Source organism: Streptomyces sp. NBC_00659, assembly GCF_036226925.1.
Lineage (GTDB): Bacteria > Actinomycetota > Actinomycetes > Streptomycetales > Streptomycetaceae > Streptomyces.
Genome location: NZ_CP109031.1, coordinates 4,010,881 through 4,033,451, shown reverse-complemented (window position 1 = coordinate 4,033,451; position 22,571 = coordinate 4,010,881). Strand labels below are relative to the sequence as shown.

General features: G+C 71.7%; 15 protein-coding genes. 7 read left to right on the top strand and 8 right to left on the bottom strand.

Annotation, left to right across the window (positions count from 1 at the left end):
• Positions 1-7: 7 nt before the first annotated feature.
• A complete protein-coding gene (locus tag OG410_RS17375; protein ID WP_329300004.1) occupies positions 8-574 on the bottom strand; it encodes a DJ-1/PfpI family protein in 567 nt (188 codons plus the stop codon).
• 625 nt (positions 575-1,199) lie between these two features.
• On the opposite strand from OG410_RS17375, the gene OG410_RS17370 reads away from it, so the two are divergent.
• The 4 genes from OG410_RS17370 to OG410_RS17355 all read left to right on the top strand — a co-directional run bounded on the left by OG410_RS17370 (position 1,200) and on the right by OG410_RS17355 (position 11,044).
• Positions 1,200-6,137 (top strand): NAD-glutamate dehydrogenase, encoded by a 4,938-nt coding sequence (locus OG410_RS17370; protein ID WP_329300003.1) that lies wholly within the window; start codon positions 1,200-1,202, stop codon positions 6,135-6,137.
• A 206-nt stretch (positions 6,138-6,343) separates the two neighbouring features.
• Positions 6,344-6,838: a GtrA family protein gene (locus tag OG410_RS17365; protein ID WP_329300002.1), complete on the top strand. Its 495-nt coding sequence runs from the start codon at positions 6,344-6,346 to the stop codon at positions 6,836-6,838.
• A 223-nt stretch (positions 6,839-7,061) separates the two neighbouring features.
• The gene (locus tag OG410_RS17360) at positions 7,062-9,890 is read left to right on the top strand and encodes a bifunctional glycosyltransferase/CDP-glycerol:glycerophosphate glycerophosphotransferase (RefSeq protein ID WP_329300001.1); all 2,829 of its coding nucleotides are present in this window, start codon (positions 7,062-7,064) and stop codon (positions 9,888-9,890) included.
• Entirely contained in the window at positions 9,887-11,044 is a 1,158-nt protein-coding gene (locus OG410_RS17355; RefSeq protein WP_329300000.1) for a glycosyltransferase, read from the top strand. The genes OG410_RS17360 and OG410_RS17355 overlap by 4 nt, the downstream gene beginning before the upstream one ends.
• Before the next feature lie 200 nt (positions 11,045-11,244).
• On the opposite strand, the gene OG410_RS17350 is transcribed toward OG410_RS17355, so the two are convergent.
• Both OG410_RS17350 and OG410_RS17345 read right to left on the bottom strand, forming a co-directional pair.
• Positions 11,245-12,048, bottom strand: coding sequence for an ABC transporter ATP-binding protein (locus OG410_RS17350; RefSeq protein WP_443063893.1), 804 nt, complete (start codon positions 12,046-12,048; stop codon positions 11,245-11,247).
• Positions 12,049-12,082: 34 nt separating this feature from the next.
• Complete coding sequence (locus OG410_RS17345) at positions 12,083-13,003, bottom strand: ABC transporter permease (RefSeq protein ID WP_329299998.1); 921 nt, start codon at positions 13,001-13,003, stop codon at positions 12,083-12,085.
• 171 nt (positions 13,004-13,174) lie between these two features.
• On the opposite strand from OG410_RS17345, the gene OG410_RS17340 reads away from it, so the two are divergent.
• A complete protein-coding gene (locus tag OG410_RS17340; protein ID WP_329299997.1) occupies positions 13,175-13,831 on the top strand; it encodes a TetR/AcrR family transcriptional regulator in 657 nt (218 codons plus the stop codon).
• A gap of 244 nt (positions 13,832-14,075) precedes the next feature.
• On the opposite strand, the gene galE is transcribed toward OG410_RS17340, so the two are convergent.
• The 3 genes from galE to OG410_RS17325 all read right to left on the bottom strand — a co-directional run bounded on the left by galE (position 14,076) and on the right by OG410_RS17325 (position 18,095).
• Complete coding sequence (gene galE / locus OG410_RS17335) at positions 14,076-15,056, bottom strand: UDP-glucose 4-epimerase GalE (protein ID WP_329299996.1); 981 nt, start codon at positions 15,054-15,056, stop codon at positions 14,076-14,078.
• A 119-nt stretch (positions 15,057-15,175) separates the two neighbouring features.
• Positions 15,176-16,771 (bottom strand): glycosyltransferase family 2 protein, encoded by a 1,596-nt coding sequence (locus OG410_RS17330; protein WP_329304150.1) that lies wholly within the window; start codon positions 16,769-16,771, stop codon positions 15,176-15,178.
• A gap of 55 nt (positions 16,772-16,826) precedes the next feature.
• Positions 16,827-18,095 (bottom strand): glycosyltransferase 87 family protein, encoded by a 1,269-nt coding sequence (locus tag OG410_RS17325; protein ID WP_329299994.1) that lies wholly within the window; start codon positions 18,093-18,095, stop codon positions 16,827-16,829.
• Positions 18,096-18,203: 108 nt separating this feature from the next.
• Here OG410_RS17325 and OG410_RS17320 point away from each other — a divergent pair, with 108 nt between their 5' ends.
• Positions 18,204-19,865 (top strand): glycosyltransferase family 39 protein, encoded by a 1,662-nt coding sequence (locus OG410_RS17320; protein WP_329299993.1) that lies wholly within the window; start codon positions 18,204-18,206, stop codon positions 19,863-19,865.
• Here the strand turns inward: OG410_RS17320 and OG410_RS17315 are convergent.
• On the bottom strand, positions 19,759-20,256 hold the full coding sequence (locus OG410_RS17315) for a MarR family winged helix-turn-helix transcriptional regulator (RefSeq protein ID WP_329299992.1): 498 nt from the start codon (positions 20,254-20,256) through the stop codon (positions 19,759-19,761). The genes OG410_RS17320 and OG410_RS17315 overlap by 107 nt on opposite strands.
• A 125-nt stretch (positions 20,257-20,381) precedes the next feature.
• Between OG410_RS17315 and OG410_RS17310 the strand changes: the two genes are divergently transcribed.
• Positions 20,382-20,795, top strand: coding sequence for an organic hydroperoxide resistance protein (locus OG410_RS17310; protein WP_329299991.1), 414 nt, complete (start codon positions 20,382-20,384; stop codon positions 20,793-20,795).
• A 33-nt stretch (positions 20,796-20,828) separates the two neighbouring features.
• Here OG410_RS17310 and OG410_RS17305 read toward each other — a convergent pair whose 3' ends face one another.
• Complete coding sequence (locus OG410_RS17305) at positions 20,829-22,514, bottom strand: hypothetical protein (RefSeq protein ID WP_329299990.1); 1,686 nt, start codon at positions 22,512-22,514, stop codon at positions 20,829-20,831.
• Positions 22,515-22,571 lie beyond the last annotated feature (57 nt).

The window sequence follows — 22,571 nt, the reverse complement described above, 5'->3', positions numbered from 1 at the left end:
CGGCGCGTCAGCTCACCGGGGCCTTCGAGCGCAGCACCTTGAGGAACTCGCGCATCCAGGCGGAGTGGTCCGGCCAGGCGCGGGCGGAGACCAGGGTGCCGTCGACGACGGCCTCAGCGTCCTGGAAGGTCGCGCCCGCCGCCTGCATGTCGAGCTCCAGCGCGGGATAGGCCGTGACGCGGCGCCCGCTCAGGCTGTCCACGGACGCGGTCAGCAGGGGGCCGTGACAGATCTGGGCCACAGGTTTGTCCGCGTCGAAGAACGACTTCAGGATCTTGCGGAGTTCGAGGTCGTTGCGGAGGTACTCCGGGGCCCGCCCGCCGGGAATGACGAGGGCGACGTACGCGCCGGGGTCGACCTCCGCGAAGGCCAGGTCCGCGGGCCAGGTGTAGCCGGGCTTCTCGGTGTACGTGTCGAAGCCGGGCTCGAAGTCGTGGACCACGAACTGCAGCTTCTTGCGGGTGGGGGCCGCGATGTGGACCTCGTACCCCTCCTCGCGCAGACGCTGATAGGGGTAGAGGACTTCCAGCGACTCCGCCGCGTCGCCGGTGACAATGAGGATCTTCGCTGCCATGGTGCTGCGCTCCCGTCGGCCGTCCTGCGCGTCGCGTTCGCCGTCCCTGCCAACCTGTCTCCGGGGGAGGTGCTTGCCAAGGGGCAGAACACGGTCCGTAGGACGACGGTAGCCCGCAGTCGGCCCGCACTGCATGCCGTCGCCCTCTCCGCCCCTGTGCATAGTGTCAAAGTTGCCCCCCTGCTTTTGTACACATACGGCTCATGACGACTCCCCGGTCGGGGGCGATAGCCTGGTGGCGTGATCAGCGCGATATCTCGCGGGGGCATCGTCGCCCCTGCCCCGCGCCCGGAACGCACGGACGACATCCGTGACCGGGCGTCAATCGCTGATCTTCACGGGCGGGACGGGATCACGGCGACGGCCGTGGGCGCGAGCGGAAACGCGGCGAGCGCCGGCGGCAACGCACTCCGTACGTCGACGGCACCCGGGGAACGGACGTCGCCGAGAGCGGCGTCACACCCTCCGGGGCGGTCCAGAATGACCGTTACCCCTCCGCCCGTCTCCCCTTGCGGCATAGCGTCGAACCAGACCGGACACCCCGCGTCGCGGCGTTGCGTCGGAAGCGACGAGACCGTATTTCCTTCAACGTCACGCAACGGCGCGCGACAGGAGCCAGAGGACAATGCAGACCAAGCTGGACGAAGCCAAGGCCGAGCTGCTCGAAAGGGCCGCCCGGGTAGCTGAGAACAGCCCGGTCGGGGGGCACCTACCGACTGGGACGACGGGCGAGGGCACCCCCGACCGGGACACCGTGCTCGCGTTCCTCCAGCGCTACTACCTGCACACGGCCCCGGAGGACCTCACCGACCGCGACCCGGTCGACGTCTTCGGAGCGGCCTTCTCCCACTACCGACTGGCCGAGAACCGCCCGCAGGGCAAGGCCAACGTGCGCGTGCACACGCCCACCGTCGAGGAGAACGGCTGGACCTGCAGCCACTCCGTCGTCGAGGTGGTCACGGACGACATGCCCTTCCTCGTCGACTCGGTGACCAACGAACTGTCCCGGCAGGGACGCGGCATCCACGTCGTCATCCATCCGCAGTTCGTCGTACGGCGCGACCTCACCGGCAAGCTCATCGAGGTGCTGCCCACGCGGCCCTCCGCCGAGGACCTCCCGCACGACGCGCACGTCGAGTCCTGGATCCACGTCGAGATCGACCGGGAGACCGACCGCGCCGACCTGAAGCAGATCACCACCGATCTGCTGCGCGTCCTGTCCGACGTCCGTGAGGCCGTCGAGGACTGGGAGAAGATGCGCGACGCGGCGCTGCGGATCGCGGAGGAGCTCCCCAAGGAGCCCACCGCCGACGATCTGCGCGACCAGGAGGTCGAGGAGGCCCGCGAACTGCTGCGCTGGCTCTCCGGCGACCACTTCACCTTCCTCGGGTACCGCGAGTACCAGCTCCGCGAGGACGACTCGCTGGCCGCCGTCCCCGGCACCGGGCTCGGCATCCTGCGCTCCGACCCGCAGCACGGCGAGGACAGCCACCCGGTCAGCCCGTCCTTCGAGCGGCTGCCCGCCGACGCCCGGGCCAAGGCCCGCGAGCACAAGCTGCTGATCCTGACCAAGGCGAACAGCCGCGCCACCGTGCACCGCCCGTCGTACCTGGACTACGTCGGGGTCAAGAAGTTCGACGAGAACGGCGAGGTCATCGGGGAGCGCCGCTTCCTGGGCCTGTTCTCCTCCGCCGCCTACACCGAGTCCGTGCGCCGGGTGCCCGTCGTCCGCCGCAAGGTCGACGAGGTTCTGCGCGGCGCCGGGTTCTCGCCCAACAGCCACGACGGCCGCGACCTGCTCCAGATCCTGGAGACCTACCCGCGCGACGAGCTGTTCCAGACCCCCGCCGACGAGCTCCGGGCGATCGTCACGTCCGTCCTGTACCTCCAGGAGCGCCGCCGCCTGCGGCTCTACCTGCGCCAGGACGAGTACGGGCGCTACTACTCGGCCCTCGTCTACCTCCCGCGCGACCGCTACACCACCGGTGTGCGCCTGCGGATCATCGACATCCTCAAGGAAGAGCTCAACGGCACCAGCGTCGACTTCACGGCCTGGAACACCGAGTCGATCCTGTCCCGGCTGCACTTCGTGGTCCGGGTCGAGCCCGGCACCGAGCTGCCGCAGCTCTCCGACTCCGACAAGGAGCGCATCGAGGCGCGCCTCGTCGAGGCCGCCCGCTCCTGGGCCGACGGCTTCGCGGAGGCTCTGACCGCCGAGTGCGGCGAGGAGCGCGCCGCCGAGCTGCTGCGCCGGTACGGCAACGCCTTCCCCGAGGGCTACAAGGCCGACCACTCCCCGCGCTCGGCCGTCGCCGACCTGGTCCACCTCCAGGCACTCGGACAGGAAACGAGCAAGGACTTCGCGCTCAGCCTGTACGAGCCCGTGGGCGCGGTGCCCGGCGAGCGCCGCTTCAAGATCTACCGCACCGGCGAGCAGGTCTCGCTGTCCGCGGTCCTGCCGGCCCTGAACCGCATGGGCGTCGAGGTCACCGACGAGCGGCCGTACGAACTGCGCTGCTCGGACCGTACGACGGCGTGGATCTACGACTTCGGGCTGCGCCTGCCCAAGTCCCTCAACGGCAACGGCGACCACCTCGGCGACGACGGCCGCGAGCGGTTCCAGGAGGCCTTCGCCGCCACCTGGACCGGACAGGCCGAGAACGACGGCTTCAACGCCCTCGTGCTGAGCGCCGGGCTCACCTGGCGGCAGTCGATGGTGCTGCGCGCCTACGCGAAGTACCTGCGTCAGGCCGGTTCCACCTTCAGCCAGGACTACATGGAGGACACCCTCCGCAACAACGTCCACACCACCCGGCTGCTGGTCTCGCTGTTCGAGGCGCGGATGTCGCCGGAGCGCCAGCGCGCCGGTGTCGAGCTGACCGACGCCCTGCTGGAGGAGCTGGAAGCGGCCCTCGACCAGGTCGCCTCGCTGGACGAGGACCGGATCCTGCGGTCCTTCCTCCACCTGATCAAGGCGACCCTGCGCACGAACTTCTTCCAGCAGACGGCCGGCGGTACGCCGCACGAGTACGTCTCCATGAAGTTCGACCCGACGGCCATCCCGGACCTCCCGGCGCCGCGCCCGGCGTTCGAGATCTGGGTGTACTCGCCGCGCGTCGAGGGTGTGCACCTGCGCTTCGGCAAGGTCGCGCGCGGTGGTCTGCGCTGGTCCGACCGGCGCGAGGACTTCCGTACGGAGATCCTCGGCCTGGTCAAGGCGCAGATGGTGAAGAACACCGTCATCGTGCCGGTGGGCGCCAAGGGCGGCTTCGTCGCCAAGCAGCTTCCCGACCCGTCCGTGGACCGCGACGCGTGGATGGCCGAGGGCATCCGCAGCTACCGGACCTTCATCTCCGCGCTGCTCGACATCACCGACAACATGGTGGCCGGCGAGATCGTCCCGCCCGCCGACGTCGTGCGGCACGACGAGGACGACACGTACCTCGTGGTCGCCGCCGACAAGGGCACGGCGACGTTCTCGGACATCGCCAACGAGGTCGCGGAGAGCTACGACTTCTGGCTCGGCGACGCCTTCGCCTCCGGCGGCTCCGCCGGGTACGACCACAAGAAGATGGGCATCACCGCCCGCGGTGCCTGGGAGTCCGTGAAGCGGCACTTCCGGGAGCTCGGCGTCAACACCCAGACGCAGGACTTCACCGTGGTCGGCGTCGGCGACATGTCCGGCGACGTGTTCGGCAACGGCATGCTGCTCTCCGAGCACATCCGCCTGGTCGCCGCGTTCGACCACCGGCACATCTTCATCGACCCGAACCCGGACGCGGAGACCTCCTACGCCGAGCGCCGCCGCCTCTTCGAGCTGCCGCGCTCCTCGTGGGCCGACTACGACACCGAGCTGATCTCTGCCGGTGGCGGCGTCTTCCCGCGCAGCGCCAAGGCCATCCCGGTCAACGCGCACATCCGCGAGGCCCTCGGCATCGAGTCGAACGTCGCGAAGATGACGCCGGCCGACCTGATGCGGGCGATCCTCCAGGCGCCCGTCGACCTGCTGTGGAACGGCGGCATCGGCACGTACGTGAAGTCGTCCGCCGAGTCGCACGCCGAGGTCGGCGACAAGGCCAACGACGCGATCCGCGTCGACGGCGCCGACCTGCGCGTCAAGGTCGTCGGCGAGGGCGGCAACCTGGGTCTGACCCAGCTCGGCCGGATCGAGTTCGCCCAGCACGGCGGCAAGATCAACACGGACGCCATCGACAACAGCGCGGGCGTGGACACCTCCGACCACGAGGTGAACATCAAGATCCTGCTCAACGCGGTGGTGGCCAACGGCGATCTGACCGTCAAGCAGCGCAACAAGCTGCTCGCGGAGATGACCGACGAGGTCGGCGCCCTGGTACTGCGCAACAACTACGCGCAGAACACGGCGATCGCCAACGCGCTGGCCCAGTCCCCGAGCATGCTCCACGCCCAGCAGCGGTTCCTCCGTCATCTGGTCCGCGAGGGGTACCTCGACCGGGCCCTGGAGTTCCTGCCCACCGAGCGTCAGATCCGCGAGCGGCTCAACGCCGGCCAGGGTCTGACCGGTCCCGAGACGGCGGTCCTGCTCGCGTACACGAAGATCACGGTCTCCGTCGAGCTGCTCGCCACCTCACTGCCCGACGACCCGTACCTTCAGAGCCTGCTGCTCGCCTACTTCCCGACGGCGCTGCGCGACCAGTTCCGCGAGCAGATCGAGGGGCACGCGCTGAGCCGCGAGATCGTGACGACCGTCCTGGTCAACGACACGGTCAACACGGGCGGTACGAGCTTCCTGCACCGTCTGCGCGAGGAGACGGGTGCCTCGCTGGAGGAGATCGTCCGGGCGCAGACCGCGGCCCGCGCGATCTTCAACTCCAGCGCGGTGTGGGACGCGGTGGAGGCGCTCGACAATGTCGTCGCCGCCGACGTGCAGACCCGGATCCGGCTGCACTCGCGCCGTCTCGTCGAGCGCGGCACCCGCTGGCTGCTCAACAACCGGCCGCAGCCGCTCCAGCTCGCCGAGACGATCAGCTTCTTCACCGACGGCGTCGAGCAGGTGTGGTCGGAGCTGCCCAAGCTGGTCCGCGGCGCGGATCTGGAGTGGTACCAGCAGATCTACGACGAGCTGTCGGACGCCGGCGTGCCGGACGAACTCGCCACCCGCGTGGCCGGGTTCTCCTCCGCCTTCCCGGCGCTGGACATCGTCTCGGTGGCCGACCGCACGGGCCAGGACCCGATGGCCGTCGCCGAGGTCTACTACGACCTCGCCGACCGTCTCGGCATCACCCAGCTCATGGACCGCATCATCGAGCTGCCGCGTGCCGACCGCTGGCAGTCCATGGCCCGCGCGTCGATCCGCGAGGACTTGTACGCGGCCCACGCGGCGCTGACCGCCGACGTCCTGGCGGTGGGCAACGGGGCCTCCACTCCCGAGCAGCGCTTCGAGGCCTGGGAGGAGAAGAACGCGGCGATCCTCGGGCGGGCCCGCACCACCCTGGACGAGATCCAGGGCTCGGACTCGTTCGACCTCGCCAACCTGTCGGTGGCGATGCGGACGATGCGGACCCTGCTGCGCTCGCATTCCTGAGCGGTACGCGAACGGGGGCGCCCCGAGCCGGTGACGGCTCGGGGCGCCCCCGTTTTCGTGTGCGAGAGGCGCGCCCCGGCTTTCTTGCCTGTCTCAGGTGCTTCTCCGACGAAATTTCGGCTCGCGATTTACCTATACCTGGTAAATAGGACATTTAGCTTAGGGTGGGCTCGACCGACGGACAGACCTGTGGAGGTTCCGGACCCGTGACAGTGCATCTCTCCGAGCGCCCTGCGCCCGTCGCGACCCTGCCCGTCGTCCGCCCCCGTCCTGTCCCGAGCGTCCCGAGGGTCCGCCGGATCGTCCTGGAGGTGGCCCGGTTCGCCGTCGTCGGCGGCAGTGGGGTCGCCGTCAACATCCTCTTCTTCAACCTGGCGCTGCACGGTCTGACGTGGGCTCCGATGGCCGCCACGGTGGTCGCCAGCTGTGTCGCCATGGGGACGAACTACCTCGGCTTCCGCTACTTCGCCTACCGGGACCGGGCCTCGCGCACGCGGCGCCAGATCGCTCTCTTCTTCGCGTTCAGCGGGCTCGGTGTCGCCATGGAGAGCGTGCTGTTCTATGCCGGCTACCACGGCCTGGGGATGAGCGGACCGCTCGGCTCGAACATCGCCAAGGCCCTGTCGATCGTCCTGGCCTCGGCGTTCCGCTTCGTGGTGTACCGGACGTGGGTGTTCCAACACGCGAGGAACGGCCGATAACGCCCCAAAGGGGGCCAGGGTGTCTACGATTAATAGGATGAATGTGGATCAACCTCACTCGTCCGCCAAGCAGGGGGCAGAATCCGCCGGAGACGGGACGGAATCCGCCGGGCGCGGGGCAGAACCAGCCGAGCGCGGGGCAGAACCCGCGGAGCACGGGACGGAGTCCGCGGCCTCCCCGGCCGGAGGCGCCAGGTCCGGGCCGGGGGAGCCCGCCGTCTCCGTGGTCGTCATCGTCTACAACGACGCGGCCCGGCTGCCCACGGCCGTCCGCTCCGTCCTGGACCAGACGCTGCACGACGTCGAGGTGATCGTCGTCGACGACCGGAGCACCGACGGCTCGTACGAGGTGGCACGGGGACTGGCCGCGGCGCACCCCGGCCGGGTCCGCGCCTGCCGGCTGCCCGAGAACAGCGGCGGCTGCGGCGCCCCCCGCAACCGCGGCATCACCGAGGCCCGCGGCACCTACGTGCTCTTCCTCGACAGCGACGACGTCCTGGAGCGCAACGCGTGCCGCAACATGCTGGAGGCCGCCGAGGCCACCGGCGCCGACCTGGTCTCGGGCCTGTGCGTGCGCGTGCACGTCGACGCGCGCACCCGCAAGGAGGTCAAGTGGTACCCCTGGCTGTACGGGCGCACCCGGACCCTGGAGTCGATCTCCGAACTGCCCGACCTGCTGGTCTTCGACACCCTGTCGACCAACAAGTGCTACCGCAGACGGTTCCTGCTCGACGAGGGGCTGCGCTTCCCGGTCGGCATCCACTACGAGGACCTGCTCTTCTCTGCCCAGGCCTACGCCACCGCCCGCCGCATCACCCTCATCCCCAACCGGGTGTACGACTGGAGGGTCGCCGACAAGGCGGAGGCGAAGTCCATCAGCAACCGGCGCGACGAGATCGCCAACTTCACGCACCGCATGGAGATCCACCGCAGGGTCGACCAACTCCTCGCGGACAAGGGGCTCCTGGAGCTGAAGTTCGCCAAGGACGTCAAGTTCCTCAAGCACGACCTCGTGCTGCACCTGCGCGAACTGCCCTTCCGCGACGCCGCCTTCCGTGAGGAGTTCGCGGCGATCGCCCGGCGGTACCTGGAGTCGATCGACCGCGCCGCCTTCGACGAGGCCGAACCCATCCAGGCCGTCTGCGCCTATCTCCTCCAGGTGAGCGACTGGGACAACCTGCTGCCCGCCGTGGACACCCTCACCAACCGCGACAAGATCTCCTCGCCGCTCGTCGAGCGCGACGGGCGCGTCTACTGGTGCGCCGAGCATCTCGACGACCCCTTCGGCCGGCACGTCCTGGACGTCACCGACCTCGGCCACCACATCAAGCCGGTCGACCGGATGTTCCTGCGCAACGCGCTGACCTCGTACGAGAGCACCGGCGCGACCGTCCGGCTGGCCGGGCGCGTCACCAACCCGCTCGGGGTGATTCCGCCCGGCGCCCGGCTCGCCGGCGAGCTGGAGTTCTACGCCCGCCGCCCCGGAGTGCGCTTCCAGACCTTCCGCTTCCCCGTACGGAACGTGTGGCACGAGGGCGGGACCATCGCCTGGGAGGGCGCGGCGAACCTGATGGCCGTACGGCCGCTGGGCATCGTGGACGCCGTGTGGGACGTACGGCTCCACCTCGACGTCGACGGCGTGCGCACCGGCACGAGGCTCACCGCGGCCGAACCCGGTCTGGTCACCGGGCAGGTACCCGTCCGGCCCCGGCTCACCCGGCTCGTCGCCGACCGCATGGAACCGGTCGTCTCCTCGCGCGGACATCTGTCCTTCCGGCTGGTCCCCGACAAGAAGGCCAACGTCGTCGTGCAGCGCGGTGTGCACGGCCGGGCCGGCATGCTCGCCAAGACCGGCTACCGCAAGGCCCGTTCGCTGCGCAGGGAACTCACCTCCGGCGAGACCAAGATCCGTCTCTACCACGAGGTGTTCAGCCGGCTGCCCGTCCGCACCGGGCTCGTCGTCTTCGAGAGCCACCTGGGCCGCCAGTACAGCGACAGCCCCCGGGCGATCTACGAGGAGATGCGCCGCCAGGGGCTGGAGTTCGAGCCGGTCTGGGCCTACAGCGGCAGCCAGGACGGCTTCCCGGACGACGCCACCCTCGTACGCCGCTGGTCGCTGCCGTATCTCAGGGCCCTGGCACAGGCCGAGTTCTGGGTCGACAACCAGAGCTACCCGCTGAAGCTGACCAAGCGGCCGGGCACGACGTACCTCCAGACGTGGCACGGTTCCGCACTCAAACGGATGGGCTTCGACGAGGCCGAATGGAAGCTCAAGTCCCGTGAGGCGCAGGCCGAACAGCAGAAGACACTGGACCGCTTCGACCGCTTCCTCATTCGCTCCGAGCACGATGTGCGCACCCTCGCGCGGGCGTTCCGGCTCCAGGAACGGACCCTGCTGCGGGTCGGGTATCCGCGCAACGACGCGCTCGTGCGGGCCAGACAGCGGGAGACGGCCGGTGACGGGCGCGAACGCGGCCCGCTGGCAGCGGAGTTGGGCATCCCCGAGGACCGGCAGATCCTCCTCTACGCCCCGACCTTCCGCCGCCGCGGCAACGGACAGAAGCGGTTCGAGCTGCCCTTCGACGTCGAGCGCTTCGCCGACACCTTCGGCGACCGCTACGTCCTCCTGGTCCGCTCCCACTACCTGAACCACGTCGTGCTCCCGCCGTCCGTGCGCGGCCGGGTCGTCGACGTCACCGCCCACCACGACATGACCCCGCTGCTCGCCCTCGCCGACGGGCTGATCACCGACTACTCGTCCGTGATGTTCGACTACGCCCTCCTCGACCGCCCGATGTTCTTCTTCGCGTACGACTACGACGCGTACGTGCACGAGGACCGCGGAACCTACTTCGACCTGCTGGAGCGGGCACCGGGACCCGTGGTGCGGACCGAGGACGAACTGCACACGGTGCTCGGCTCGCTGGAGGAACAGAGCGTCAAGTACGCGCCCCGGCGCGAGCAGTTCCTCGCCGACTTCGGCGAGTACGACAAGGGAACGGCGGCCCGGAGCGTCGTCGACCAGTTCTTCGGGCACTGGAGGCGTGGATGACCGGCCCTGCGCAGCGGGACATCTTCTTCGTCTCCAACAGCGTCGACGAACTGGGCGGGGTGACGACCTGGTCGCACCAGATGGCCCGACTCTTCACCGAGCGCGGTCACCGCGTGCACGTGGTGGGCGTGACCGGGCCCGCGGTTCCCCAGGAACTGGGCGAACTCCCGTACCCCACCACGACGTTGTACGACATCCACCCGCCCCGGGTCGGACCGGCGCGCGGCCTCGGGGGGCGGCTCGACGTCGCCGGGCGGAGAGTGCGTGCCGAGCGGGCGGCGGGCATGCGGGAGAAGGCCGCCGAACTGACCGCGCTGTTCCGGGCCGCGCGCCCCGGTGCGGTCGTGATCGTCACCCAGGTGTGGGCCATGGAATGGGTGGAGCTCGCCGACACCGGCGGGCTGACCGTCATCGGGATGAGCCACGAGTCCTTCGAGTACTGCCGGACGACCTCGCGCTTCAGGCGGGTCCTGAAGTACTACCAGGACGTCGACCGGATGCTCGCGCTCACCCGTGAGGACGCCGACCTGTGGATCGGGCAGGGCATGAACAACGCCTCCTTCATGCCGAACCCCCTGCCGTTCCTGCCCGAGGTGCCCTCGCCGCGCACCGGGAACGCCGTCGTCAGCGTGGGCCGGCTGCACGACCAGAAGGGCATCGACATGCTTCTCGACGCCTGGGCCGAGGTCGCCCCGCTCCACCCCGACTGGCGGCTGCGCGTCTACGGCTCGGGCGAGGACGAGGACGAGGAGATCCTGAGGAAGCAGTGCGCCTCGCTCGGGCTCGACGACTCGGTCGACTGGATGGGACGGACGAGCGATGTCCCCGGCGCGCTGCGCGGCGGCTCGGTCTTCGTGCTCTCCTCGCGCGGCGAGGGCTTTCCGCTCGCCCTCATGGAGGCGATGGCCGCCGGTCTGCCGTGCGCCGCCTTCGACTGCGCGCCGGGCGTCCGCGAGATCGTCCGGGACGGCGAGGACGGTCTGCTGGCCACCCTCGGCAACACCGGTGAACTGGCCCGCCGGCTCGACACGCTGATGTCCGACAAGGCGCTGCGGGACTCCATGGGCGAGGCGGCGCGCGTGAACATCCGGCGCTTCGCCACGGACGAGGTCGTCCGCAGGTGGGAGGAACTGTTCGCGTTCCTGGAGCGCTGAGCGGTCCGGGGCGCCGAGTGTCTGCCGGGGCGAGCGTCCCGGATCATCGAGCGTCCCGGACCGCCGAGCGTCCCGGACCGCCGAGCGTCCCGGAGCGCCGGGCTCGCGGGGGTGCGTACGAGGACCGGGGCGGGGCCGTCGACGGCCCCGCCCCGGTCACCGCTCACGCGGCACGTGCGTACGCACCCTTGTGCCGGTGCCTACTTGCCCGTGAACTTCTCGTACTCCTTGAGGACGTCCGCGGTCGGACCGTCCATGCGCAGCTCGCCACGCTCCAGCCACAGCACGCGGTCGCAGGTGTCGCGGATCGACTTGTTGTTGTGGCTGACCAGGAACACCGTGCCCGCGCTCTTGCGCAGCTCGCGGATGCGCGCCTCGGACCGCTTCTGGAAGGAGCGGTCTCCGGTCGCGAGGGCCTCGTCGATCATCAGCACGTCGTGGTCCTTGGCCGCCGCGATCGAGAAGCGCAGCCGGGCCGCCATGCCGGAGGAGTACGTCCGCATCGGCAGGGTGATGAAGTCGCCCTTCTCGTTGATGCCCGAGAAGTCGACGATCTCCTGGTAGCGCTCCCTGACCTGATCACGGGACATGCCCATGGCGAGGCCGCCGAGGTAGACGTTCCGCTCGCCGGTGAGGTCGTTCATCAGGGCCGCGTTCACGCCGAGCAGCGAGGGCTGGCCGTCGGTGTAGATCTTGCCGTTCTCCACCGGGAGCAGGCCGGCGACCGCCTTGAGCAGCGTGGACTTGCCGGAGCCGTTGGTGCCGATCAGGCCGATGGCCTCGCCGCGGTAGGCGGTGAACGAGACGCACTTGACCGCGTGGACCTTGCGGACGCCCGACGCCTTCTCGGACTGCTTGCGGCGCAGGATGCGGTTGAGCGCGGCGGTGGCGCTGCCCCGTCCGGTGCCGGTGCCGTTGACGCGGTACACGATGTCGACGCGGTCCGCGACGACGGTCGGGATGCGCTCGGCGTCGGCCGCGGGGGCGGCTGCGGCCGCGCTCACGGCGTCCTGCGGCTGGGTGTCCTGCGCGATGATGTCAGCCACGGCCGTACGTCTCCTCAGCCTTCCAGAAGTAGATGAAGCCGCCGACGCCGGCGACCAGCGCCCAGCCCACGGCGAGCGCCCAGACATGGTGGGGCAGCTGGTGCGCGTGGAAGCTGTCGATCAGCGCGAAGCGCATCAGGTCGATGTAGACGGCCGCCGGGTTGCTCTCCAGCAGGGCCATCGCCCAGTGCGGCAGCTTGTTGTTGCTGAGCACCTTGTCGATGCTCCACATGACACCCGAGACGTACATCCAGGTCCGCAGCAGGAAGGGCATGAGCTGCGCGATGTCCGGCGTCTTGGCGCCCATCCGGGCCACGATCATCGCGACACCCGCGTTGAACATGAACTGGAGCACCAGCACGGGCACCGCGAGCAGCCACGAGACGCTCACCGGGACGCCGAAGCACAGCAGGATGACGACCAGCGCGGCCATGGAGAACAGCAGTTGCTGGAGCTGCTGGAGGGCGAACGACACCGGCAGCGCGGCGCGCGGGAAGTGCAGGGCGCGGACCAGGCCGAGGTTGCCGGAGATCGCCCGGGTGCCCGCCATGATCGAGCTCTGGGTGAAGGTCCAGACGAAGACGCCGGTGACCAGGAACGGGACGTAGTCCGGCACGCCGTGCTTGGTGCCGAGCAGGATGCCGAAGATGAAGTAGTAGACCGCCGCGTTCAGCAGCGGGGTCATCACCTGCCACACCTGGCCCAGCTTGGCCTGGCTGTACTGCGAGGTGAGCTTGGCGGTGGCGAAGGCGGTGATGAAGTGGCGCCGTGCCCACAACTGGCGGACGTACGCGGACAGGCTCGGGCGCGCGCCGCTGACGGTGAGGCCGTACCGGGCGGCGAGGGCCGCGGCGTCGTCGGCGGGGGCGACCGGTGACGTTGCCGGGGGCGGTGTGTTGAGGACCTGGCTCACATCCGTTGCTTTCGCTCGGGGGGTGGGGGTGCGGTCGGCCCCGAAACCTTTCCGACGGGTTTTCCTGCCGTTTTCTTACGTCGGAACGGGACCGTATCGTCGTAACGCGAGAGTAGGCCCAGTCGACGTCGGAACGCAACCGTATCGTCGTAACGCCCTATGCTGGTCTGTATGACGACGAACGCCGACACAGCCGCGAGTGCCGCCACGCCCGCGCCTGCCGACGGGAAGCCCCGGCGGCGCCGGGCTCCCGCCGGTGCGGCCGTCCTGCGCGAGGACGTCACCGAGGCGATCCGCGCCGCCGTCTTCGAGGAACTCGCCTCCGTCGGCTACGCCAGGATGTCCATCGAGGGCATCGCCCGCCGTGCGGGCGTCGGCAAGACCGCGGTGTACCGGCGCTGGCGCTCCAAGCTCCATCTCGTGCTCGACCTGGTCTCGGCGATCGCGGTCCAGGGGCTTCCCGCGCCGGACACGGGTTCTCTCGAGGGCGACCTGCGGCTGCTGTACGAGGTCACCTCGCGCGCCCTGCGGCACCCGGTGGCCGGCCAGATCATCCCCGACCTCCAGGCGGAGGCGGCCCGCAACCCCGAGATCGCGGACGCCATGCAGGCGGCGCTGCGGGAGGGCCAGCAGTCGGTGGCGAGCGGGATCGTCGCGTCGGCCGTCGCGAGGGGCGAGATCCGGGAGGGCGTCGACGTCGAACTCGCGCTGGACCTGATGTCGGGCCCGCTGTACTGGCGCGCGGTGGTCGTCCGCGGCCCCAAGGTCCCGAAGGGCTACCTGGCCAGCCTGGCCCGGGCCACGGCGGCGGCACTCAAGGCACTCTGACCCGCCTGCGCCCGGTCAGGCCTGCAGGGTCCGTTCCCCGGGCAACCGGAGCGCGAGCTCCGTGAGCGCGGCCGCCGACAGCACCGGTCCGAACAGAGCGACGCGATCAGTTCGCGGGGGATCGCCATGCCCTCCCGGAGGCACGGTCGAAGGTGGCTGTTCCGGGGCGGTTGTCGAGGAGGCTGTCGGGAGGCGGAGTTCGGAGGGGGACTGGTGGCTGGTGGGGGAGCTCGGGCAGGGGGAACTAGATGCGGCCGGCGCTCGGGTGGTGGTGGAGCCAGCCGGACCAGGCCGAGGTGATCATGTCGTCGACGTCGTGGCGGGCCTTCCAGCCCAGTTCGCCGGCGATGCGGTCGGCGGAGGCGACGACGCGGGCCGGGTCGCCGGGGCGGCGTGGGGTGGTGACCGGGGGGCGGGCGTGGCCGGTGAGCGCGTTGATGCGGTCGATCATCTCGCGCACCGAAACACCCTCGCCGCGGCCGATGTTGAGGGTCAGGCCGGTGCCGGGGGAGGACCGGAGGGCGCGGGCCGCGGCCACATGCGCCTCGGCCAGGTCGACCACGTGGATGTAGTCGCGCACGCAGGTGCCGTCCGGCGTCGGGTAGTCGTCGCCGAAGACGCGCGGCGGGGAGCCGTCCGTCAGCTTCTCGAAGACCATGGGGACGAGGTTGAAGACCCCCACGTCGGCCAGTTCGGGGGCCGCCGCGCCAGCCACGTTGAAGTAGCGCAGACAGGCCGTGGACAGACCCGTCGCGCGGCCGGTCGCGCGCACGAGCCACTCGCCCGCCAGCTTCGTCTCTCCGTACGGGCTCAGCGGCGCGCACGGTGTCTCCTCCGTCACCAGATCCACGTCCGGCATCCCGTACACCGCGGCCGAGGACGAGAAGACGAACGCGGTCACCGAGGCCGCGGTCACCGCCTCCAGCAGGACGCGCAGGCCCTCGACGTTCTCCCGGTAGTAGTGCAGGGGCAGCTCCACGGACTCGCCGACCTGCTTCTTCGCCGCCAGGTGGACGACACCGGTGACGGAGTGCTCCGTGAGCGTCCGGGCCAGCAGGTCGCCGTCCAGGGTCGAGCCGGTCACCAGCGGAACGTCCGACGGCACCCGCTCCGCGATCCCCGTGGACAGGTCGTCGTACACCACGGCCTGTTCGCCCGCCTCGCGCAGCGCGCGGACGACGTGCGCTCCGATGTAGCCGGCGCCGCCGGTGATCAGCCAGGTCATGTGAGGCCGTTCCCCTCGTGAGTGGGTCCGTGCTGCCGGACCGTGTGCCTGCGGCCGGGGAGAGGGCGGTCCCGCGTGACGGTGTCGGCGTCCGCGCCTCGCGTCTCCGCGTCCGCGTATCAGTGAAGCAGGCGACGGAGCCTTCGGGACACCACCCCGGTCATTCCTCGCCAACCGGACGCCGTCCGCAGACCCAGTGCCCCCGCGTGCGTCCGGTACGGCTGCGCGAGGAGAACACCGTGGTGAGCGTCCGCGACCGCGCGGCGGCGCAGCAGACCGGGGCCGCCGAGCGCGTGCGCCGACACCACCCGGCTCGTACCGTCGTGAAAGCGCACGGCCAGGCGCAGATCCCAGGTGCCCGCGCCCAGCGCCGACAGCTCCACGGGCGTCTCCGCGCACCAGGAGTCGCCGTGCCGGTCGGCGACCAGGGCCGCCGTGCCGCTCAGGCCCACCCGCCCCTCCTCCCGGTGGACGAACTCCAGGTCCACCGAGGCGGGGCCGGCCGCGGCCATCCGCCCGTACAGCTCGTGCAGGCGCAGCCGCAGCCGGGTGCCCCGCACGCGGGGGCGCAGTTCCGCGTCGACGGCGGCGGGCAGCAGGTGGGCGGGCCGGCCCAGGAAGTGCTCCAGGGTCACCTCGGGCAGGTCGGCGGACCACACGGGGGTGCCGTCGCCGTCGAGGGCGTAGGGCGGGAGCAGCCGGGCCGGTCGGGCCGCGAGTTCCCTCAGGCGGGGCAGGTCGCGCGGGGCGGGGCAGGCGAGGATCACGCGGGCGACGAGGCGGCCGGGGGCGGCCGGATTGACGGTGAGGTCGGCCGCGTCGAACGTCGACAGGTACGCCCGCGTGAGGTCCCACCAGGCGCTGCGGTAGGCGGGAGCGCGCAGTTCCAGTTCGCGCGTGTACATCCGCAGCTCGTGGTCGAGGAACTTGGCGTGCACGGCCCGCGCGAGCTGCTTCTCCCCGGCGCTCAGCAGGATCTCGTACGCCGCCCGGTTCGCCTCGGTCCGTGCCCGCCAGTTGCCGATGCCGGCGCGGTCGAGCGAGATGGACAGGCGCTCCGCGGTGCGCCGCACGTGCCAGATGTACACCGTGTCGGGGATCAGCGCGATGCGCGGCGCGGCGGCCAGCACCCGCGCGGTGAACACGAAGTCCTCGTAGGGGTAGCGGCCTTCGGGGAAGCGGATGCCGTGTTCGCGCAGGAAGCCGGTGCGGTACAGCTTGTTGACGCAGAGGGTGTCGTGGGCGAGGCGGAGGCGGCGCGAGGGGCGGGATATCAGGGCGGGGCGGGCGTAGAGCGCGCGTTCCCAGGGGACCTCGCGGCCCGAGGGCAGTTCGCGGCGCACGCACAGCCCGGCCGCGACCTGGACGTGGTGTTTCTCGGCGGCGGCGAGCAGCGCGTCCACCGCGCCGGGAGGCAGGACGTCGTCGCTGTCCAGGAACATCAGGTACGGGGCCGTGGCGGCGTCGATGCCGTCGTTGCGGGGGCTGCCGCAGCCGCCGCTGTTGGCCGGCCGGTGGATCACCCGCAGGCGCGGTTCCCCCTCGGCGAGCGCGTCGAGGAGCGCGGGGCTGCCGTCCGTCGAGCGGTCGTCCACGGCGATCACCTCGCGCACGGCCGGACCCTGGGCGAGCGCCGAGCGCACGGCGTCCGCCACATGGGCGGCGTCGTCGTACCCGATGACGACGACGCCGACCTTCGCCTCGTGAGGGTTCATGTGATCCATGTGTCGGAATCGTAGGTATTGCGGGTAATTCTCCGTCAGGAGACGGTCACTGTCTCGTTCGGGGCCCGGCGGGAATCCGGTGTGCGCCCCGCTCCCGCCCGGCCGGCGCGGCGCGGCGCGGGGCGGCCGCGGGCAGGCCCGACCGCCACAGCCGTACGAACGACACCCCCGCCGCCGTGGCCAGCAGGCCGTTGCGCACGAGCATCAGCAGGCAGCCCGTCCAGGTGCTGTCCACCACGTCGCCGTACAGCCCCGGGTACACCACCGAACTGACCGCCGTCGCCGCCACGATCAGCGCGGCGACCGGGCGCTGTGTGGTGTGCCGTGAGGTCAGGCAGACGGCGGCGAGGCCCAGCAGCCACACCATGTACTGGGGGCTGATCACCCGGCTCGTCACGGTGAACAGCAGGACGGCTGTGAGCGCCGCGTCGTACGGGGTGGCCGTCGTCCAGCGCCGCGCGCGGACCCGCCACAGCAGCACGAGCGCGAACGCGGCGACCGTCAGGGCGAGCGAGCAGGCCGCGACCGCGCCGGTGTACGGGCCGACGAACTCCATCGCGCCGTACTGGTAGCGGGCCGTCCCCGGCCAGCCGGCGTGGCGCGCGAAGCCCAGGACCGTGCCGCCGAGGGACTCGATCTGGACACCCCGGCCGCTCTGCTGGCGCAGGAAGTCGAAGGAGCCGCTGAAGACGGCCGCGAGCACGGCGAGCAGTGCGGCCGCGGTGACCGCCGCCGACGTCCACACCTCGCGGGTGGTGCGGCCCCGGGGGGTTCCGATCAGCGCCAGCGCGGGCCAGACCTTGACCAGCGCCCCCATCGCGGCGAACGCGCCGCACACGCGCGGGCGGCGCGAGAGCGCCAGCAGGGAGACGACGGCGAAGGCCGTGACCTGCACGTCGTACCGGGCGAGCGGGATGTGCAGCAGGAGGGGCAGGCCCAGCACCCACAGCCAGGCGCCGCGCGAACTGCGGCCGGAGCGCAGCCCCGCGCGGGTGAGGACGACGGCGATCACGGCGTCGGCGGCGAGCGCGCAGGCCACGAACGCGGTGAAGTACGTGAGCCCCGGCAGCAGTCCGGGCGCCAGCAGCACCGGGCCGGCGCCCGGCGGGTACTGCCACAGCCGGTCGCCCGCCGGGAACGCGCCCTGGGACAGCACGCCGTACCAGTGGAAGTACAGATGGCCCACCTCGCGGGACACCCCGCCCCTGCCGAGCGGGGCGAGCCGGTCGTGGGCGAGGAGCCACAGCATCAGGGCGCGGGTGGCGAGCCAGGCGGCGGCGAGGGCGGGCGGGCGGTGGTTCCGGATGGCGCTCATCAAGCCCGGATCGTAAGCCGCATGGATGGGTCATACCGTGCGATACGCCGTCAATACCGATCAAAGGTTGTTTAATAGCAAAAAATCGCCTCCATGGTGTATGCGTGGATGAGGCCGACGACCACTCTGCGCCCGGTGGCCCGGCATCCGGTGGCCCGGCGGTGGGAGGCCCGGTGGTGGGGGGCCCGGTGGTGGGGGGCCCGGCGTCGGGAGGCGGCGGCCGTGGTCCTGTCCGTCCTCGTGCCCGTCCTGGTCATGTCCGGGATCGGCCTGTGGGGGCTCGACCGTGGCGGCATGTGGCGCGACGAGGCCGTGACGTTCCAGGTCGCGCAGCGCTCGGTGCCCCAGATCTGGCACCTGCTGCACACCGTGGACGCCGTGCACGGCCTGTACTACCTCCTCATGCACCCCGTCCTCGCCCCGCACCCCGGCGAGATCGCCCTGCGGCTGCCCTCCGTCTGCGGCGCCGCCGCGACCGCCGGGCTCGTGGCCGCACTCGGGGCCCGTCTGAGCCGCCCGCGCGTCGGCCTGTGGGCGGGCCTGCTGTACGCCGTCACCCCCATGACCGGCCACTTCGCCCAGGAGGGCCGCTCCTACGCGCTCATCGCGGCCGGGGCGGCCGGGGCCACCCTGCTGCTGGTCCGGGCCGCCCGGTCCACCCGGTCCGGCCCCTGGTTCGCCTACGGGGCGACGGCCACCGTGACCTGCCTGCTGCACGAAATGGCCCTGCTCCTGCTCCTCGCCCACGCCACGACACTGGCGCTCGCCCGCGTACCGGCGCGGGTGTGGCGGGCCTGGGCCCTCGCCGCCGTGGCCACGGTCCTGGTGCTGGCGCCCCTCCTCCTGGTCTCCCACGGCCAGTCCGCGCAGGTCGCCTGGCTGCCGCGCACCGGCCTCGCCAGCGCGAGACGGCTGCTCGGGCTGTTCACCGGCCCGGCCCGGCTCGTGATCGTGCCGTACCTCGTCCTCGCCGCCCTCGCGTTCCGGCCCGAGCGGACCCCGCGCGGCACCCTCTCGCTCACGGCCGTCGCCCTGCCCCTGGTGGCCGTGCCCCCGGGCGTGCTGCTGGCGGTGTCCCACTGGCGGCCGTTCTACGACGAGCGCTACGTCCTGTACGCCCTCGCCGGGGCCCCGCTGCTCGCGGCCGCCGGAGCCGACCACCTCGCGACGAGGCTGCCGCGGCTGCTGCCCCACGCGGTCCCCACCGGCGTCCTCGCCGTGACCCTGGTCCTCGCCGTCCAGCTCCCGCTGCTGCGCGTGGACCGCAGTCCCGACCGCCGCCCCGACAACCTGGCCGCCGTCTCCGCCGTCGCCGACCGCGAACTGCGCCCCGGCGACCCGGTGCTGTTCCTGCCGTCCCTCGCGCGGCGCGCGGCACTGGCGTACCCGAAGGGCTTCCGCGGGATCGACGACATCGCGCTGAGCGTCCCCGGGCCCGCCTCCGGAACCCTGTACGGGCGCGAGGCCGGCCCCGGTGAACTGCGCCGGAGGTTGGACCGGCTCGACCGGGTGTGGCTGGTCGCCGCGCCCTTCGCGACGCGCCGGGCCTGGTCCCCGGCCGAGGCGACCGAGCGCCTCAAGCTCGCCCTGGTCCACGAGCAGTTCGTTCCCCTGGAGCGGGTCGTCCGCAGAGGCGTGACGCTGCGCCTCTATGTGCGCCGGACTACGTACACCCCGGGGCCTGTGACAGGGCTGCCTCGTCCAGTGTCGCCGTCAGCCGGTCGAGCCGGGCCCGGAGCTCTCGGATCTCCTCCAGGTCCGCCCCGGTAGCGGCCGCGATCCGGCGCGGCACGTCCAGCGCGCGCTCCCGCAGCGCGGCCCCCTCCTCGGTGAGCCGCACCCGCACGGACCGCTCGTCGCGCGCGCTGCGTTCCCGCCGTACGAGCCCGGCCGCCTCCAGCCGCTTCAGCAGCGGCGACAGGGTCCCCGAGTCGAGCCGCAGATGCTCGCCGACCTTCTTGACGGGCAGCTCGCCGTGCTCCCACAGCACCAGCATCACCAGGTACTGCGGGTAGGTGATCCCGAGGTCCTTCAGGAGGACGCGGTAGACGCCGCCGAAGGCGCGCGAGGCGGCGTTCAGGGAGAAGCAGATCTGCTCGTCGAGGCGGAGGAAGTCCGCCGTGGCGGGGGCCTCGGGGCTCGGGGCGGGTGTTGCGGTCATGCCCTCAGGATAGCTCTAGCGGGCAATTAGGTTGTGCACAATTGAATTGCGTGCTCTAATTCAGGTCGTGAGGCCGCCGGACCGGCGGCCCCCGCCAGGATTCCGACTTGAGAGGGATGGTCCCCATGGACGCGATCTACACCGCTGTCGCCACCGCCACCCACGGCCGCGAGGGCCGTGCCGTCAGCTCCGACGGCACGCTCGACCTCCAGCTGGGCATTCCGGTGGAGATGGGCGGCAGCGGCCAGGGGACCAACCCCGAGCAGCTGTTCGCCGCCGGGTACGCGGCCTGTTTCGCGAGCGCCCTCGGCCTGGTCGGCCGCGCCGCGAAGGTCGACGTCACGCAGGCCGCGGTGACCGGCGAGGTGGGCATCGGCAAGCAGGGCGAGGGCTTCGGCCTGGCCGTCACGCTCCGCGTCGAGCTGCCCGACACCGTGGACGAGGAGACCGGCCGCAAGCTGGTCGAGCAGGCCCACCAGGTCTGCCCCTACTCCAACGCCACCCGCGGCAACATCCCGGTCGAGCTCGTCATCGAGTAACCGGCGTCGAGCCGGCCGGTGCCGGACGGTTCGTCATCGAGCGGCACGGACCGCCGCACCGGCCTTCACCCCGGTACCCGCACCGCCCTTCGCGCCGGCTCCTGCACCGGCCGCCGCACCGGTGCGGGTGCCGGGCCCCGGGCCGATCCGGGCCAGCACCTCCCCCGTCTCCCGGCTCCACGCCACGACCGTCGCCTCCTCGGGCACCTGCCGCCAGCGCGTCAGCAGCAGCCAGTGGACGTGGTACCGGCGGGCGACGGCGGTGCGCCCGGCCCGGGTCGAGGACGGGGCGAGGTAGGCGCGGACCGCCGCGAGCCTGCGCAGCCGCTCGCCCTCGGCGAGAGCGGGGTCGGGCCAGGCGGGGGCCGCGAGATCCGGGCCGTAGCCCGCGAGCAGGTGGACCGAGTAGTACCCGTCCGCGATGACCGCCTCGCCGGGCCGGATGTGCCGCGCCGCCCAGTCGTACGTCGGCCAGCGCGGCGGCTGGTCGAAGCCGGCCGGGTCGAGCGAGCGCGGCACCACCGCCCCCGCGTGCACGGTCAGGAACCCGGTCAGGGCGCCCGCGGCCGCGGCCCCGCCCAGCAGCCGCCGCCACGGCCCCCACGGCCGCGGCTCCGCCAGCTCCACCCCGAGCGCGAACTGGAGCGGCACCAGCGTGAGCCCGAGGATCCTGCCGTACGTGTAGTGCCCGCTCACCCAGCCGTACCCCACCGCCGCGCACTCCAGCGCGAACATCAGCACCAGCGGATCGCGCCACCCGTGTCCCCCGCGCCGCCGGACGCGCCGGGCCCGCAGCCACAGCGCGGGCACCCCGGGCAGGGCCAGCCAGAAGTGCCCGGGCAACCCCTCGTACAGCCGCTCGTGCATGGCGTCCACGCTGTGGTCCCCGGTCAGCGCGAAGACGTCGAAGTACGGCCATGCGTACGCGACGAGGAGCGCCGTCGCGCCCGTGAGCAGCCACCGGCCCGCCACCGCCGGACGCCATCCGCGCTGCCCGCCCGCCACGAACGCCACCCCGCCCAGCACCGCCGCGACCGACGTGATCGGATGCACGAGCAGGATCAGTCCGTACAGGGAGCCGAGGGCCGCGTACCCCCACCAGCTCCTGAGACCGCCCGGGCCCACGAACCGGACGGGGCCGCCGGTGCCCGCAGCGCGCCGGCCCGTGAACGCCCAGGCCCAGAAGGCCAGCCCGATGGCGAACGTCGAGGGATAGCCCAGGTTGCCGGTCATCGACATCAGCCCGAGGTAGCCGCTCCACCAGGCCCGCTCCGTGCCCCACAGCAGCACCATCGCGAACAGGCAGAGGACCGGCGCCGAGCGGCGGGGCGTCAGCACGCGGGCGAAGCGGCCGATGCCGGTCAGCAGCACCAGCAGGTTGACGGGCCCCGACAGCCGCACCACCGCCCAGCCGCCGAGTCCGGTCAGCCGGGCGAAGGCGCCCTGGGCCACCGCGTACGGCGAGTAGTACGGGCTGCCCGCGCCCGGCAGGTCCGCCATGGGATGCCGCGGATGCAGCAGGTCCGCCCGCAGACGTTCGACGACCGCCGCGTGCTGGCCCGCGTCGCAGCACAACGGGATCCGCCAGTAGGCGAGCGTCATCACCAGCCAGAACAGGCCGCCGCACACCTGGTACGGCGTCGGACGCCAGGAACCCCGGCCACGCAGCGCGGTCGCGCCCCGGACGGACTCCCGCCGCGTGACGACGTCGGCGCTCATCGGGCGGTGGGGGAGCAGAGATCGGCGGTTTCCGGCATCTGCCCTATATGCCCGCCC

What these genes read in the sequence shown, in the direction of transcription:
- OG410_RS17375 (WP_329300004.1), bottom strand. Translation starts at nt 574, where the DNA reads ATGGCAGCGAAGATCCTCATTGTCACCGGCGACGCGGCGGAGTCGCTG.
- OG410_RS17370 (WP_329300003.1), top strand. Translation starts at nt 1,200, where the DNA reads ATGCAGACCAAGCTGGACGAAGCCAAGGCCGAGCTGCTCGAAAGGGCC.
- OG410_RS17355 (WP_329300000.1), top strand. Translation starts at nt 9,887, where the DNA reads ATGACCGGCCCTGCGCAGCGGGACATCTTCTTCGTCTCCAACAGCGTC.
- OG410_RS17340 (WP_329299997.1), top strand. Translation starts at nt 13,175, where the DNA reads ATGACGACGAACGCCGACACAGCCGCGAGTGCCGCCACGCCCGCGCCT.
- galE (WP_329299996.1), bottom strand. Translation starts at nt 15,056, where the DNA reads ATGACCTGGCTGATCACCGGCGGCGCCGGCTACATCGGAGCGCACGTC.
- OG410_RS17330 (WP_329304150.1), bottom strand. Translation starts at nt 16,771, where the DNA reads ATGAACCCTCACGAGGCGAAGGTCGGCGTCGTCGTCATCGGGTACGAC.
- OG410_RS17325 (WP_329299994.1), bottom strand. Translation starts at nt 18,095, where the DNA reads ATGAGCGCCATCCGGAACCACCGCCCGCCCGCCCTCGCCGCCGCCTGG.
- OG410_RS17320 (WP_329299993.1), top strand. Translation starts at nt 18,204, where the DNA reads ATGAGGCCGACGACCACTCTGCGCCCGGTGGCCCGGCATCCGGTGGCC.
- OG410_RS17315 (WP_329299992.1), bottom strand. Translation starts at nt 20,256, where the DNA reads ATGACCGCAACACCCGCCCCGAGCCCCGAGGCCCCCGCCACGGCGGAC.
- OG410_RS17310 (WP_329299991.1), top strand. Translation starts at nt 20,382, where the DNA reads ATGGACGCGATCTACACCGCTGTCGCCACCGCCACCCACGGCCGCGAG.
- OG410_RS17305 (WP_329299990.1), bottom strand. Translation starts at nt 22,514, where the DNA reads ATGAGCGCCGACGTCGTCACGCGGCGGGAGTCCGTCCGGGGCGCGACC.